This window comes from Marisediminitalea alba (assembly GCF_002993365.1).
Classification (GTDB): Bacteria; Pseudomonadota; Gammaproteobacteria; order Enterobacterales; family Alteromonadaceae; genus Alteromonas; species Alteromonas alba.
The window spans coordinates 1-16,146 of the sequence record NZ_PVNP01000192.1 but is presented as its reverse complement, the minus strand read 5'-3'; the positions used below and the strand labels follow the sequence as shown (position 1 = coordinate 16,146).

The following is a 16,146-nucleotide window of genomic DNA, read 5'->3' as shown; positions in this document are numbered from 1 at the left end:
GGCTGAATCAAGCTAAAAACTTTCAGAATTGAAGGTGTTTTTTAGAACTTTTTTATATCTAAAGTTTAATAGATATTCTGAATGGTAATATTTATTTAAAAAATACCCTTCAAAAACAAAGGTGTAAGTTGTTAATTGGCTATTAACATTATAATTTACGCTATTTTCACCATACCTATACAATAATAAAACAGTAATTTTCTTTCAGATGGGGCATAAATATAGTGCACCAACGAGAAACGCTCAGCGCAAATCGTTGGGCTGACACCAGAACTGATAAACAGCAATTTCGCTCTACAGCTTCCGGTGGATACCAAGATAATATGAGAGGAAATTTAAATGACTAAAGTAATCAAATCAACAATCGCTGCTGCAGTATTAGCAGTAATGGGTGTATCAACTGCTTCTGCTGACGTAACTGCTGAAGGTGTTCGTTTTACAGGTGATACTGAGTTCGCTGGTTTTTGTAAAGCGGTAGTAAAAGATGACGTTCGCCTGCTGCGTTCTTCTGTATCACGTAACATCGGTCTGATTGGTGCGAGCCAGCGTGAAGTACTGAAAGTAGTTAGTGCAAAAGACGGTGTAACTTGTAATGGTGTATCTCTGGTTGAGTTTTCTCAGTCTCGTGACGCATCAAACGTCTATCAATTCCTGACTGCACGCAGCTAATCGTGCCGGGAATCAGTAAACGGGAACCGCAGTGGTCAAAAAACCGAGTTCCCGTTTAACTCCTTCCTTCTCAGGCGCTTTATCCTTAAGCCCTAATCCAACGACTCACCTGTACTTTCGAGCGGAAAATCATTTTGCTCACCCGATAACGTAACTTCAGTAACAGTACATAAGCCAATGGAACCAGAAACAGACTGGTTAGTGTGGAGAACACTAAGCCGCCAATAATGGCTATTGCCATGGGCGAGTAGGCCGGGCCGTCGCCACCAATACGGGTGCTGCCCATTGCCAGAGGTACCAGACCCAGTACCGTGGTGGAAACCGTCATCAGAATTGGCCGGATCCGCGAGCTGCATCCATCTACTATAGCGGTAATTAAGGCTTCGCCTTCGCCAATCAACTGGTTAATTCTATCTACCAGCACAATACCGTTGTTTACCACTATTCCCATCAGGATCAGCATGCCTATCATGCCCATTACCGACATAGAAGTGCCCGTGATCATAAAGGCCCAGAATACGCCAGTAATACTAAACAGCAGTGACGTAATAACGGCGGTTGGTAGCAGCAAGGATTCAAACAGCGCTGCCATAACAATGTAGATCATGCACACAGCCAGCAACATATTCATTTGCATTACCGCAAAGGCTTCGTCCTGACGACGGAAGCCGCCGTCTAGTGTCCAGCTGTAGCCAGAGGGCAGGCTCATGTACTGCATGGCAGCCTCTATCCGTTCGCGGGCCTGTTCCATAGTCGTGCCTTCTTCCAGGTTGGCACCCACTGACAGTGCGGTTTGACGATAATAACGGTTTATTTGCGCCAGCTGTGGCATTACCGTGATATCGGCCACCATGTCCAGGGTAATATTGCGGCCTGAATTATTGGTCAAATTGAGGTTTTGCAGCGCATTGAGTGATTCCTGCACCGATTTACCATACATCAGTTTGACATTGACCTCGCCGGCTTCGCCGTAGCGGAAGGTGCGCAGGTTGTTACCGCGCAGGGCAGTTGCTACCAAACCAGACACCTGTTGAGTGGTGAGGCCCAGCTGATAAGCTTTGTCACGGTCGATACGGATCTGCAGTTCCTGGCGTTCGCTACCCACATCAGCGCGTACATCAGTTAAGCCATCAACGTTGTCCAGCACATCTACTACACGGTTGGCGATCACTCTGAGCTGATCAGAAGATTCGCCAAGCAGGGTGAGTCTGACCCCACCGCCATTGCCTTCGTTCCAGCGGAAAGACGGTTTGGCCCGGACAAACTTCGGCATATTCTCAAGTATCAGGCGTTTAATTTCGCTTACCGGTACCGGTAAATCATCCTGCAGGGTGATACCAGATGTTGCCTGCCCAGCTTCGTAATAGGTATACACCTGTTTTATGTAGAACTTTTCCTGATTGTCGTAGAGATAAGCTTCCATTTTATCAACGGTTTTCTCTACTTCTTCCAGAGTGTAATTCTGGCTGATGTGATAGTTCAGCCAGACTCGGGAGCGGTTATCATTCCCTTCGTCATCGTTGGAAATAACGCCCAGAGGAATGGCCGTACTGGCCAGAATAGCTAACGCAATGACCGAGGTTTTGCCCTGATTATGCATGGCCCAGTTTAAGATTTTGCGATAACGCTTAATATACCCTGCAGGCTTTGCATGGTGAGCGGCAGGCGGCTTAACCTTTGAGGCCAGCAGGGGGATCAGCGTTTGTGCAATCAGCAGTGAGGCAAACAGCGAGATACAAATGGCAATTGCCACGTGCTCCAGAAACACGGTGACATCAATTTTAACGCCCACAATATTGGGTAAAAAGACGATAGCCATTGTAGTGGTACCGGCGATGACAGCCAGACTCACCTTACCAACGCCTAATTTGGTAGCCTGTTTCGCATCGGCATGAGTGGCCCGCTGCTGAAAAATGCTTTCAGTGATTACTACCGCATTGTCTACCAGCATACCTACCGCCAGCATCAGGCCCATCAGCGACAGGATATTCAGCGAGTACCCCAGCAAATACATGACGCCCAGGGTAATGCAGATAGAAAACGGCACAGACAGCACAACCAACAGGGTGGTTGTGAGTTGCCGCAGGAATAAATACAACACCACAACAGAGAGCAGTGCGCCAAATAAACCCGCTTCCACCAGATTTGATAACGATGAGGTGACACTTTCGGCCACGTCATCCATTACGTACAGGTTAATGCCGTTAAAAGCCGGATCCTGTTTGGTTTTTTCAACCACCGCCATTACCTGTTCACTGACTTCTACCAGGTTACTGCCTGATTCACGGAAGATATTCAGACCCACTGCGTAGGCGCGGTCGAGGTGGCGGCCATTGTTACGCTCAGGTGTTTCATAATCCACCGTGGCAATATCTTTAAGCATGATCCCCGGTGCAACATAGAGCTGCTGGATATCGCGCATATCAGAGAACTGGCCCTGGGGATTAACAATAAACTTCTGGTCGTTGGCAAAAAAGTGTCCGGCCGTCATCGAGAAGTTGGCTTCCCGCAACCGTCTGCCCAGTTCGTTGGTATCGATATGTAGTGAAGTAATGCGTTCCGGGATAAGGCGAATACTGATTTGTTTTTTCTCAACACCATACAGTTCAACCCGGGAGACACCCTGAACCCGTTCGATTTCACCTTTTAAATTACGGTCGAGGAGATCGTAGGCGTTCGACAGATCGCGCTCGCTGGAGACCCGCAACTGGAAAATCGGCATGTCGTTGGTATTAAACTTAAACACCATCACGCGCTCAACATCATCGGGCAGTTCGTCGCGAATAGCATCGATTTTTTCCCGGGCTTCGATGCTTTTGGCTTTAATGTTGGCGTCCCAGTCAAATTCCACAAACACTTCAGCGCGGTTTTCAAACGAAGTTGCCCGCAGCCTTTTGATGCCGGACATGGTGGCAATCGCTTCTTCCACCGGACGAGTGATCATGCGCTCTATTTCAGCCGGAGTGGCGTCGCGATAGGGCACCTGAACGACCATTTGCGGAATATCAATGCCGGGAAATTTCTCCAGCGGTAATAACCGTCCTGCAGCGATGCCGAAAATCAGCATCGACAGGAAACACATACAGATAGTGACCGGTTTGCGCAGGGCAAAGCTGGTCAGGGTGGCGCCAGCCTGAGCAAACTTATCCATAAACTTTGTCTCCGGCAGTGTCGCTCGCCGTTACGGCAAACTGTTTGCGGTCGAACAGTGAGTAAATCACCGGTAACAGAATAAGGGTCAGCAAGGTAGAGAACAGTAAACCAAATATCACGGTGATGGCCATGGGCGTGCGCACCTCGGCACCTTCACCAAAGCCAATGGCCATGGGCAGCAGACCAAGAATAGTGGTCTGCGTGGTCATGATAATGGGACGTAAGCGGCTGTTGGCGGCATCGATGATGGCGCTGTGTTTATCCTGACCCTGTTCACGTAACTGATTGATGCGATCGATCAGTACAATGGCGTTATTAACCACGATACCGCAGAGCATAATTAAGCCGATGAACACCACCACACTAACGTTGGTGTTGGTAAGCAGCAGACCATAAATGGCACCGGCTACGGCCATAGGAATGGCAAATAAAATCAGCAGCGGGTGACCCAGTGATTCAAACTGTGAAGCCATTACCAGGTACACCATAAAGATAGCCAGAGCCAGGGCCAGCATCAGCGAGTCGAAACTTTGCTGCATGTCTTCGCTCTGACCGGCAATGGTTGCCCGCAACTGCGGCGGCAGGGCAATTTCACGGATAATTTGTTCTGCCTCAGCCACGCCCTGGGCCAGATCACCATAGCGCAGATTGGCTTCCAGCAATGCTACACGTTGCTGGCCTACCCGGGTGATCTCACTCGGACCGTTACTGACAAAGACTTCAGCCACAGCATGTAAGGGCACCGGCTGTTCTGCGCCCGGATTAATGATGATTTGGCTGATATCGTCAATCTGGTCGCGTTGTGTATCGGCAGTGCGTACCAGAATGTCCACTTTACGGTCGCGCATACTGTACTGGGTTGCTACTTCCCCCCCAATTTGTGCAGCTACCAGCTTGGCGGCGGTAGACGCATCCAACTCGAGGCGGGCCAGCGCCGCGTGATTGAAATTAATTTTGAGCTCAGGGTTACCTACCCGCAGACTGCTGGTTACATCGGCAAAACGGCTGCTGCCTTCCAGTGCCTGCTTCAACGAGTCGGCACTGCGCTGGAGCAGCGCTAAATCATAACCTTGCAGCTCAATCTGTATCGGTGCCGCAAAGGTAAACAATTCAGGATAACCAAACTTGCTCTGCACACCGGCCTGTTTTGCCAGGTATTCACGTAATGACTCTTTCACCCGGGCTTCATCGGCATCGCTGGCCTGTTTATCCAGCACTACGTTGAGTTTGCCCCAGTGATCGCCTCCCTGTGATGGCGCAGCACTTATAAGACTGCCAGTACCGGCCAGTGAATAGGTACGATCAACATCAGGCAAGGACTCGGTATAGAACGCCAAACGGGTCAGTAAGTCGTCGGTTTGCTCAACACGAGAGCCTGCCGGCAGGGTGACTTCAATGAAAAATTCACCCTGTGACATGCGCGGTATAAGCTCCATGCCTAAGCGAGGGATTAGCATAAACGCCGACGCGGTAACGGCAACAGCCACACCCAGCACCAACCAGCGGGTGCGCAGGGCAGCTTTCAGACTGACATTATAGAGCTTCTCTATACCGTTAAAGGCTATACCAAATAAGCCGGTGAGTGGCTTAAAAATAAACAACAGAGCGGTGCTGATCGCGCGCCACACTGTAATAAGCAGGGTCGTAACCAGCATGGGAATGATCCCGAATACCAGCTTAACCAGCATGCGTAGCGGCCAGGTAATGTAAAACACGATCTTGCGCCAGCCTTCAGGGCGGCCAGCAGGTGTCGGTTCCAGCGCATCCTGCTCAGTGAAACTGTCTTCACGGTGGGCTTTGGCGGCCAGTGCCGGGATCACCGTCAGAGCCACAATCAGTGAGGCAATTAAGGCAAACGAAACGGTCATAGCCTGGTCGCTGAATAACTGACCGGCAATGCCTTCGACAAAAATAAGCGGTACAAATACTGCCAGGGTAGTGAGCGTGGAGGCTAAAATGGCACTGGAAACTTCTTTAGTGCCCTCGGTCGCCGCCGTCGCAGCGCTGATCAGGCCCTTGCCGCGCTGTTTGTGTTTGTCGATATTTTCCAGTACCACGATACTGTTATCCACTAACAAACCCACCGCCAGGGCAATACCACCGAGGCTCATAATGTTAAGGCTGATATCGTTACCGTACATCAGGTTAAATGTGGCGATAACCGATAGCGGGATCGATACTGAGATGATCAGCGTTGGCCAGAAATCTTTAAGGAACAGGTAAAGAATGATCATGGCCAGAATGCCGCCAATAATGGCAGACGATTTTACATCTTCGATGGCCTGTTTAATAAACTCACTCTGATCGTACACTTTATCAAGCGCATAGTCAGAAGGCAGCTGATTTTGGATCCGCTCTAGGGCTATCCCTACCTGACGTGCTACATCTACTGAGTTGGCGTCACCTTCTTTGTATATGGCAATCTCAGCGCCTTCCTTGCCGTTAAAGCGACTAATGGCATCCCGTTCCTTATAGGTATTCTGAATGGTAGCCACATCGCGCAGGCGAATAGACTTGCCGTTGCGGTTGGCAATATATAGCTCACCAATCTCATTGAGGCCGGTAAACTGGTTCAGGGTACGTACCAGAAACGCCTGATTGCCGTTATCAATACGACCGCCTGCGGTGTTGAGGTTTTCCTCTTTAAGGCGGGTGATAATGGTGTTGATGCTGATATTTAACTGGCTGACCCGGCGCTGATCCACCAGTACCTGAATTTCGTTTTCCAGGGCACCACCAATTTTTACCGAAGCAACGCCTTCAATGGACTCCAGTTGACGCTTAATCTGCTCATCGGCATAAATACGTAACGACTTCATGGCTTCAACGGAAGGATCCGGCGTAGTGAAACTCAGGCCGTAGCGCAAAATAGGATCGAGGCTGGGGTTAAAGCGCAATAAACGGGGCTTATCTACATCCAGTGGCAGTTGCAGGATATCCAGTTTTTCCCGCACTTCCAGGCTGGCGAAATCCATGGCAGTGCCCCAGGCGAATTCCAGCACGACGTCTGACTGGCCCGGCCGTGATATAGATTTAACGGTGCGCACGCCTTTAACGGTGCCAATGGTTTCTTCGATGGGTTTGGATACCAGCTGTTCTACCTCAGCAGGCGCCGCACCGGTGTAGTCGGTGCGAATTGTCAGAGTCGGGTAGGCCAGTTCGGGTAGCAGGTTTACCGATAACCGGCCTAAAGAGACCATACCAAATAACAGCACGGCGAGCGTGAACATGGCAATCGCGACAGGGCGCTTTACCGCAATATCAACAAGTTGCATAACAATCTCCTGGCGGCTATCAGCTGTTTACAATTTCAACTGGTGACGCATCTTTCAGATTGTGATGCCCGACGGTAACAACGGTTTCTGAACCAGTAAGGCCGTTGGTAATTTCGATAAATTCACCGTTTTCGAAGCCGGTGGTTACATCTAGCTTTTTCGCTACGCCTTCTTCCACCACAAACACACTGGTTTGGTCGTCGATGGTTAGCAGCGCTTTACGGGGCAATAAGGTCGCATTCGCATGAGTATCGTAATCAATCGAGACTTCAGAAAACATACCTGCTTTCAGGCGGCCGTTAGTATTAGGAACGGTGAGGGTAACTTTAAAGGTACCAGTGGTTGCATCAACTACCGGGCTGATCCGCTCAACGTAGCCGCTCACCGTGGCATTACCCAGTGCTGCAATTTTCAGGCTGGCATTTTGTTTTGCCGAAATGGAGGCCATTTCGCTTTCTGGCAGATAAACAATGCCCTGTAAGGCTTTTTGCTGAACAATATGGAACATTCTTTCGCGCTGAAAAGACTCAGTAAGGTTACCCACCTTGGCATTACGCTCGGCAATGTAACCGCTGATGGGAGCGGTGATGGTGGTTTCCCTCAGATCCAGTTCGGCTAGTGCCAGCACGGCTTTGGCTGCTTCGTACTGGGCGGTGAGCTTATCAAAGGTATCGTCGCTCACCAGTTTGCTGGAATACACTTTCTTAATTTTGCTTAATTCTTTTTCGATGCCGGTGAGATCGGCACGGGCTTTACTCAGGTTTAACTCGTAACGTTTTTTATCGAGCTGGGCAAGTACCTGACCCTTTTCTACATAATCGCCTTCTTCGACGAAAATGTGCTCAACAATACCAGACGCCCGGGCGACTACAAACGCTTCTTCTTTGGCTTCTAAAATGGCGGTGGTCTGATAGCTCGATGAGATATCACCCATGGTTACAGGTGTGGCTTCTACGGGAATGCTGACAACCACTTCATCTTTTTGTTCTGCTTTTGTATCAGTGGCCTCGGCGTCGATACAACCGGTTAAGGTCACGCTTGTGGCCAGCAGGCTGGCAATAAGTAATGAGCTGATGTTGCGGTGGGTTTTTACGTGTTCCATCGTGTTACCTTGAAAGTATATTGTTATATACGCCTGACAGCATTCGCTGTGCCAAATTGTTAAGTAAAGTATAAATCCCTACAAAACAATAAATTAGCGAGCAGATGTATCTTTGTGTAAGCAATTGTATCAATTTGGTGTGGCGGTAATGGCTAACTGTTAAGTTAATTGGTTATATGTTGAGGATTTTGACTATTTTAATGAGCGTAGAAACAATTTTTCTGTCATTCAGGCCCCCAAGAGCAGAAAAATACAATCAATAGGCGACAATTGTGGTTGGGGCTGTAACAATTACGGGTCTTGGTTTCACCTCAATTTTATTGCAGCGTTTTCGGATTCTTTCATGTCAGCACCGGTTAAATTAGTCAGCTTCTCCATTGCCTTTATTTGCATTCTTCTGGCTCTCAATTTTGGTATTCGTTCTTCCATGGGCTTTTTTATGGAGCCGGTGTCGTCCGAGTTCGGTTATGGCCGGGAGGTGTTTGCTTTTGCACTGGCGTTGCAAAATCTGTGGTGGGGGCTGTCACAACCTGTCGCCGGCGCTATTGCCGATAAGTACGGTACGGCCAGAACCGTGGTGGTTGGCGCCTTTTTATATGCGGCAGGGTTAGCCATAACCGCCACAACAGATTCGGTTGCCGGATTGAACACCGGCGCAGGATTGCTGATGGGAATGGGCATTGCCGCCACCGGTTTTGGAGTGGTGTTACCCGCTATGGCACGCATGGTGTCGGTGGAAAAGCGCGCTTTTGCGCTGGGGCTTGGTAGCGCCGCAGGGTCTGCCGGGCAGCTTCTGGTCGTGCCGGTTGCCCAGGAATTTATTCTCGGTTTTGGCTGGGTAAACGCGCTGTTATTGCTGGCCGGATGTTCGTTGTTAATGGCGGTGCTGGCTGCTACGTTCCGCCAATCGGGCGGGGCGCAGCTGGCGGTTAATAAAGACAGTACCGCACAAACCATGCGTGAGGCACTGAAAGAGGCTTGTGGTTACTGGCATTACTGGCTGATTGTGGTGGGCTTTTTTGTGTGTGGTTTTCAACTGGCATTTATTACCGTGCATATGCCAGCGTTTTTAAGTGACCGAGGATTTTCGGCTAACACCGCGGTAGTGAGTTTATCGCTGATTGGATTGTTTAATATCTTTGGTTGTCTGCTATCCGGCTCGTGGTCGGGCAAATATTCGAAGAAAAACCTGCTGACCATTATCTACGCGTTGCGTGCGATTGCGATAGCCGCATTTATGCTGTTTGAAATGAGTGAAATGTCGGTGTACCTGTTTTCTATTGTTACCGGATTGCTGTGGTTAGCCACTGTACCGCCAACGTCCGGGCTGGTGGCACAATTATTTGGCCTGCCTTACATGGGGCTGTTGTACGGTATCGTTTTTCTAAGTCATCAACTGGGCTCGTTCAGCGGTGTCTGGCTGGGCGGCTATTTGTACGACCTTACCGGTTCTTACGATGTGGTGTGGTGGAGTGCCTGTTCGATAGCTCTGGTTACTGCGCTGGTACATGTGTTTATTGATGAGCGGCCAGTCCCCCGACTGCGGGAGCAACCCTTAGCAGTATGATGAATGTGCGGGCAGTTGTGGGTTAACTGCCCGCCGCAAAATGATGGTTAATCAACAATAGTGTAGCTGGTGGTGATAACCACATTGCCTTTTAACATGAGCATCACCGAGCAATATTTCTCGGCCGACAGTGACACTGCGCGGTCGACGTCTTTTTCTTTTAAGTTGTCACCGCTCACGATGTAATGGGCATGAATTTTAGTAAATACCCGCGGCGGTTCTTCGGCACGGTCTGCCTCCAGCTCGCACTGGCAGTCGTGAATGGTCAGGCGGCGTTTTTTAAGAATATCCACCACATCGATACTGGAGCAGGCGCCAACCGCCAGTAATACTGTTTCCATGGGGGACAGGGTTTCACCATTGCCATCGAGGGTCTGGCTGAAACCGCTTTCGGTTTTTCCTGAGAAGGTAAGGGCTTGTTGCCAACTGACTGTCGCTTTCATTGTTATTATTCCACCAGGGTGATTTTTTGTTTATCCAGTTTAATCTTCTGCTGCTTATACAAGGCGCCTAAAGCGCGTTTGTAAGCCGCTTTACTCACGTTAAAGTGGGCGTAAATTTCTTCCGGCGGGCTTTTATCGGTGAGCGTGGAAAAGCCACCGTGGGCTTCCAGATCGTCGAGGATTGCCTGTTGTAGTGCATCCCGCCCGGTAGCGTTAACCTGTTGCAGGGCAACGTCGATTTTGCCGTCTTCACGCACCTGCTTAATGTACCCGGTGGTTTCGTCGCCAATGCGCAGCTTCTTAAAGGCGTCACTGGCAAATACTAACCCCAGGTGAGTCTGGTTGATGACTACTTTGTAACCCAGGTCGGTCTGGCCGCAGACAATTAGCTCGACTTCCTGGCCGGCCTTAAAGTAGATGCCATTCTCGCTTAAAAACGGGTGTAATTTGGTGGTACCCAGCAGGCGGCCGGTGGGCTCATCAAAATACAGATAAACCGGGTAAACCATGCCCTGATTAACCGGCATTGCCTGGTTCTGGCGGGGAACCATCAAATCGCGCGGCAATCCCCAGTCGAAAAAAGCGGCAAAATCGGTAACGCCCACCGCTTTTAATACTTTGACCTCACCAGCCAGAATTTTTGGGGTTGCCAGGCTGGCCGCGAGCTGGCCGTTTTCACCGGTATACACCATGGCCTGCACTTCGCTGTCGACTGCCAGTGGTTGTTCTACCTCTTCGGTAAGCACAATACTGCGATCATCATCCGCGTGAGACAACTGATAACCGAAGGGAAACTCTCCAACCACTTTAAGCGGGTTAATCTGACCAATTTTTAGCATGGGGACTGACTTTTAAAATAAAACAAGTAACATGATAACCGATATGTCACGAAGAACTAACCGCTTATGATGTTAAATTGCGATTTAGGCGAAAGTTATGGCGCCTGGACAATGCCTGTTGATGAACAAATCATGGTTCATATCGACATGGCCAATATTGCCTGTGGTTTTCACGCCGGCGATCCGCTTACCCTGCAAAAAGCCATTGGCCTGGCCATTGAACACAATGTAGCTATTGGAGCCCATCCTGCTTATCCCGACCTGGCTGGTTTTGGCCGCCGAAGCCTGGCCATGGCCGACGATGAACTGATTGCCTGTCTGCACTACCAGATTGCTGCGCTAGATGGGATGGCCCGGGCACAGGGCGGCGAGGTGGAGTACATTAAACCCCATGGCGCTTTGTATAACGATCTGATGCAAAAGCCTGCACTTCGGCGCACTGTGATGCAGGCAGTTGCCAGTTGTTCGGTTGCGGATGTTCCGCTGATGATTCAGGCGCATCCGGACCATCAGCAATTAAGCCGGGAGGCCGCTGAGTTTGGCCTGGTGTTATTATTTGAGGCGTTTGCCGACCGTAAATACACTCCTGAAGGCTACCTGATGTCGCGTAAGGAGTCCGGTGCTGTGCTCAACGAGGAGCAGGCGTATGAACAGGCTACCCGGTTAATGGATGACGGAATTATTATTGCCAGCGACTACAGCGTGTTAAGCATGCCGGTGGATACACTTTGCGTGCATGGTGATTCGCCTGGTGCAGTCGCCATGGCAGAGTCGCTGCGGGTAGCGTTAACCAAACGTAAGCTGAGTCACGTGAGGCCGGGAGCGAACGCCTGATATGCAACCTTTCGGTACGATACGGGCAGTGCAGGCCGCCGGTGAGGACGGCGTTATTTTCTATACCAGCGGAGCTGATCTGGCCGCGCAGAACCAGGCGGTTAACGCGCTGCATCAAGCGTTGGTGACGCATCGTCCCCACTGGTTAACTGAGTTGGTACCTTCCTACGACAGTTTAATGCTGGTGTTTAATATGAGCGAGGTGGATTACCACGGCGTTTATCAGTTTGTTAAACAGCTACCGATAACCGATACCAATAGTCAGGCCGCCTCCACATTACACCGTCTACCGGTGTGGTATGGCGCGCCTGAGGCCAATGATCTCGAGCTGGTTAGCAATACTACTGGATTATCTGCTGCCGAGATTATTGAACGTCATCAGCAGTCTGCTTACACCGTTTTTGCTGTGGGGTTTGCGCCAGGCTTTGCCTATCTGGGAGAGCTGGCGGCGGAGCTGACTACACCGCGTCTGGCAAACCCGCGTCAAGCGGTACCTAAGGGCGCTGTAGCGATTGCTGACCGGCAGACCGCAGTCTATCCGGATGTATCGCCTGGTGGCTGGCATTTACTTGGCCTTTGTCCGGTAGATCTATATAAACCCGGCGCTACAGAGCCAACGTTGATGCAGGCGGGTGACAAGGTTGAGTTTTATGCCATCAGTGAAGATGAGTATCACGCCCTGGCGCAGAAAGCAGGGGAGTCGGCCTGATGGCAGTACGTTTTACCCGCGTCGATTTTACCGCCTATCCGGTGGATGCCGGCCGGCGGGGGCAATTACATCAGGGGTTTTGTCAGTCGGGCCCGCTGGATCTCTATGCGTTTTCGCTGGCTAATTTACTGTGCGGACAACAGGGTGCTACGGCCATCGAGTTTATTGGCGGCCTGGGCGTGGAATTTACCGCTCCGGCAGTGGTGAGCGTTACCGGGCCGGCCGCTGAGATCACCTTGGATAATCAGCTGCATCAAAGCTGGCAGTCGATACAGGTTAACGCCGGTCAGCAGCTTATTGTGGCGCCGGCAAGAATCGGCAGCAAACACTATCTGGCGATTCAGGGCGGCTTTGAGTTTCCCCGGGTGGTTGGCAGTGCCAGTATGGTAAAGCGTGAACAGCTGGGCGGTTTGCATAACGATGGTAAACCTTTAAAGGCGGGTGACGAAGTGGTGGTTGCCAGCGTAGCATCAGCGCAAAAATTGCCCGACGCGCTACCGGCGCAATTGATCCCTGATTATCAGCCTGACGCGCGGGTAGGCTTGGTGCCTGGCTATCAGCATGACTGGCTAAGCCCATTGCAGTGGCAGCGACTACTCAATAGTGAATACACCATCACGCCGCAGGTCGATCGCATGGGCTATCGGCTAAGCGGGCCTGCCATAGAGCTGCCCTCAAGGGCTTTATATTCAGAAGCCATTGCGCTTGGCGCGATGCAAATTCCGCCCGACGGTCAGCCCATTGTGATGATGGCCGACCGGCAAACTCTTGGCGGTTATCCCAAAGCCGGGACCATTGCCCGATGTGATCTGAATCATTTCGCACAGGGCATTCCCGGTGATAAGATAACTTTTTATCAACTCGACGCCGACGATGCCAGAGCAAAATGGCTGCTGATGCAGGCCGCTATTCAACGCTGGCTATCTTTTTAGGTCTGTGGACCGGGCGTTTTCTCAACGAGACTCTCATGACCATAGCATATTTAAACGGCGAGTTTGTGCCGTTGGAACAAGCACGTATTTCGCCGCTGGATCGCGGTTTTCTTTTCGGCGATGGTATTTACGAAGTGATCCCCAGCTATGCAGGTAAAATGGTGGGGTTCAGTCAGCATATGGCCCGTTTTGCCAAAGGCCTGGCAGCTATTGAGATTGATTATAAAATCGACAGGGATGAGTGGCAGACACTTGTCCAGCGTCTGATAGACGATAACCGTGAGACCTTAGGCGACAATATCGGTGTTTATCTGCATGTCAGCCGTGGTGCAGATACCCGCCGTTATCATGCTTATCCGGAAGGCGTTACGCCTACGGTATTTGGTTTTGCCTTTGCCTTATCGGCGCCGGTTAAAGCCGATCGTCATGCACACCCGGGTGCCAGCGTGTCACTGGCAGAAGATTTACGCTGGGAACGTTGTCATATTAAGTCAACGGCGCTACTGGGTAATGTAATGCATTTCCAGCAAAGCGTTAAAGAAGGTAATGCCGAAACGCTGCTGTATAACCATCAGGGAGAGATCACCGAGGCGAGCAGCAGTAATGTGTTTATTATTAAAGATGGCAAGGCTTTTACACCGCCGCTGGATAACCAACTGCTCCCCGGGATCACCCGGATGCTGGTTCTGGAGTGCCTGAAAATAGCCGGAATTGAAGTGTCTGAAGAGGTCATTACCGTGGGCGAATTACTGGCTGCTGATGAAGTCTGGATCACCAGCTCCGGTAAAGAGATCCTGCCAATCGTTAAGGTTGGCGATAATCAGATAGGCGACGGTAAGGTTGGCGAGATCTGGGAAAAAGTGTTCTCTGTTTACAGCGAACAGAAATTTGTTTTGTAGGCGCTGAGTCTGCCGCTTAAATAAAAAAGGAGTCTTTCAGACTCCTTTTTTACGTTTAATCGAGGTTTTCACAGTTTTCGTCGGTACATTCGCCGTAAAGGTACAAACTGTGATGGGTTAATTTCATCTTGTTGTCTTTAGCGATTTGCTCCTGACGCTGTTCAATCAGATCATCTTCGAATTCGATAACCTTGCCACATTTCAGGCAGACCAAATGGTCATGATGTTCTTTGTGGCTGATTTCAAATACCGATTTTCCGCCTTCAAAATGATGGCGGTTTAAAATGCCGGCATCGTCAAACTGATTGAGAACCCGGTACACGGTAGCCAGACCGATTTCTTCACCTTGTTCGATCAAAATCTTATACACGTCTTCTGCGCTGATGTGTTGATTTTTTGGCTCCTGCAAAATTTGCAGGATTTTTAATCTAGGCAAGGTAACTTTGAGGCCGGCTTTCTTTAATTCTTTATTTTGGTCCATTGGGTGCCTACATCTGGGATGCGAATTTCTCGCTATTATAGGTAAGTTGAGCAGATTTGAAAGCCTAACAGGGCATAGAAAATGGTGATTTCTATAAATAATGTCTATTTTGGGCTTAAACGTATAGGGTGTAGACTATATTTAAAATAATGTGAATGAGATGGTGCAGGTTTTAACGTTTGTATCGCTGCGGGTTTTCCAGACCATGCTGACTCATCGATTTGACGTTCCGGTAAAATCTTAAACTTAATTCTTCTTATAATGAGGCCGATTAAGAGGTATGTTGCGCCGGAAGTCACTAACTTCAGCACTGCTATACTTAGATTGCCGTGCTGCAAACAGGAATACTAATGTCTTTAACAGTCGTTAATAAAGGCTATGTTCTGCTAAATTGTTGCTATACTGTATATGGATACAGTTATTGAGGGTTGATTATGCTCCCAGCACAATTTAGAAAGCTTATAGCCGAGTTAGAACACTTAACAGATAGCCAAACCCGTTATGTTGAGAAGCTGCTGAAAGGCACTGATAGCGTCTCACAGTTGATAACAGAGCTTGAGGAGCGGATGGTTGAAAACCCTGAATGTCCGCACTGTCATAGCTCACTGATCAATCGGCATGGCAAAGTGAATCAGATGCAACGTTATCGTTGCAAGAACTGCGGCAAAACCTTTGTAGCGACAACGGCGACACCGCTAGCTCGACTAAGATACAAAGAGCTGTGGTTAGAATATATTCGCTGTATGCTGGACAGTAAGCCATTGCGTAAATGTGCCGAAGAATGTGGTCTCCACCTTGAAACATCGTTCAGGTGGCGGCATCGATTCCTAGCGCTACCATCAGCACTGAAAGCGAGCAAACTAGAAGGTATTATCGAGGCTGACGAAACACTTTTTCCCTACTCAGAGAAAGGCTCAAAACGTATGACTCGTCAGCCCCGCAAAAGAGGGATGAAAGCGAAAAAACGAGGGCGTTCAAAAGATGACTGGGTGCCCGTTTTAACGGTCAGAGACAGAGCCAAGAATACGTATGAGGCCGTTGTGCCAAGTGTTACATCGGCAACTCTGCATCAGGAGCTAGCAGGAAAATTAGAGAAAGACAGTGTGTTATGTAGTGATGGATATAAGCCCTACATAGCTCTTTCTGAGAAAAATGATTTAATACACAAGCGCTTAGACGTGGCGGGAGGTGTTAAGGTGATAGATAAAGTCTTTCATATTCAGAATGTTAACGCCTATCACAG

General features: G+C 49.7%; 13 protein-coding genes. 7 read left to right on the top strand and 6 right to left on the bottom strand.

The window, feature by feature from the left end; all coding sequences use genetic code 11:
* Positions 1–339 precede the first annotated feature (339 nt).
* Positions 340–669, top strand: a complete 330-nt coding sequence (locus tag C6Y40_RS17990) for a DUF3718 domain-containing protein (RefSeq protein WP_105935789.1) — start codon at positions 340–342, stop codon at positions 667–669.
* Positions 670–754: 85 nt separating this feature from the next.
* Here C6Y40_RS17990 and C6Y40_RS17985 read toward each other — a convergent pair whose 3' ends face one another.
* Genes C6Y40_RS17985 through C6Y40_RS17975 form a run of 3 tightly spaced genes read right to left on the bottom strand, consistent with a single transcriptional unit; the run spans position 755 to position 8,199 of the window.
* Positions 755–3,820 (bottom strand): efflux RND transporter permease subunit, encoded by a 3,066-nt coding sequence (locus C6Y40_RS17985; RefSeq protein WP_105935788.1) that lies wholly within the window; start codon positions 3,818–3,820, stop codon positions 755–757.
* Complete coding sequence (locus C6Y40_RS17980; protein WP_105935787.1) at positions 3,813–7,097, bottom strand: efflux RND transporter permease subunit; 3,285 nt, start codon at positions 7,095–7,097, stop codon at positions 3,813–3,815. The genes C6Y40_RS17985 and C6Y40_RS17980 overlap by 8 nt, the downstream gene beginning before the upstream one ends.
* A gap of 19 nt (positions 7,098–7,116) precedes the next feature.
* Entirely contained in the window at positions 7,117–8,199 is a 1,083-nt protein-coding gene (locus tag C6Y40_RS17975; RefSeq protein ID WP_105935786.1) for an efflux RND transporter periplasmic adaptor subunit, read from the bottom strand.
* Positions 8,200–8,542: 343 nt separating this feature from the next.
* On the opposite strand from C6Y40_RS17975, the gene C6Y40_RS17970 reads away from it, so the two are divergent.
* A complete protein-coding gene (locus C6Y40_RS17970) occupies positions 8,543–9,766 on the top strand; it encodes an MFS transporter (protein ID WP_105935785.1) in 1,224 nt (407 codons plus the stop codon).
* Positions 9,767–9,813: 47 nt separating this feature from the next.
* Here C6Y40_RS17970 and C6Y40_RS17965 read toward each other — a convergent pair whose 3' ends face one another.
* The gene (locus C6Y40_RS17965; protein ID WP_105935784.1) at positions 9,814–10,209 is read right to left on the bottom strand and encodes an OsmC family protein; all 396 of its coding nucleotides are present in this window, start codon (positions 10,207–10,209) and stop codon (positions 9,814–9,816) included.
* A gap of 5 nt (positions 10,210–10,214) precedes the next feature.
* Entirely contained in the window at positions 10,215–11,048 is an 834-nt protein-coding gene (locus C6Y40_RS17960) for a CvfB family protein (RefSeq protein WP_105935783.1), read from the bottom strand.
* A gap of 66 nt (positions 11,049–11,114) precedes the next feature.
* Here C6Y40_RS17960 and C6Y40_RS17955 point away from each other — a divergent pair, with 66 nt between their 5' ends.
* From C6Y40_RS17955 to C6Y40_RS17940, 4 genes are read left to right on the top strand one after another with little or no spacing between them, the layout of a single operon-like run.
* On the top strand, positions 11,115–11,882 hold the full coding sequence (locus C6Y40_RS17955; RefSeq protein WP_105935782.1) for a 5-oxoprolinase subunit PxpA: 768 nt from the start codon (positions 11,115–11,117) through the stop codon (positions 11,880–11,882).
* Position 11,883: 1 nt separating this feature from the next.
* The gene (pxpB, locus tag C6Y40_RS17950; protein WP_105935781.1) at positions 11,884–12,591 is read left to right on the top strand and encodes a 5-oxoprolinase subunit PxpB; all 708 of its coding nucleotides are present in this window, start codon (positions 11,884–11,886) and stop codon (positions 12,589–12,591) included.
* Complete coding sequence (locus C6Y40_RS17945; protein ID WP_105935780.1) at positions 12,591–13,523, top strand: 5-oxoprolinase subunit C family protein; 933 nt, start codon at positions 12,591–12,593, stop codon at positions 13,521–13,523. The genes pxpB and C6Y40_RS17945 overlap by 1 nt, the downstream gene beginning before the upstream one ends.
* Before the next feature lie 35 nt (positions 13,524–13,558).
* Entirely contained in the window at positions 13,559–14,422 is an 864-nt protein-coding gene (locus C6Y40_RS17940; protein ID WP_105935919.1) for an aminotransferase class IV, read from the top strand.
* A gap of 55 nt (positions 14,423–14,477) precedes the next feature.
* Here C6Y40_RS17940 and fur read toward each other — a convergent pair whose 3' ends face one another.
* Entirely contained in the window at positions 14,478–14,903 is a 426-nt protein-coding gene (gene fur / locus C6Y40_RS17935; RefSeq protein ID WP_105935779.1) for a ferric iron uptake transcriptional regulator, read from the bottom strand.
* Positions 14,904–15,337: 434 nt separating this feature from the next.
* Here fur and C6Y40_RS17930 point away from each other — a divergent pair.
* Positions 15,338–16,146: IS1595-like element ISAma5 family transposase (locus tag C6Y40_RS17930; protein ID WP_105935778.1), on the top strand; the 809-nt coding region annotated here is incomplete at its 3' end.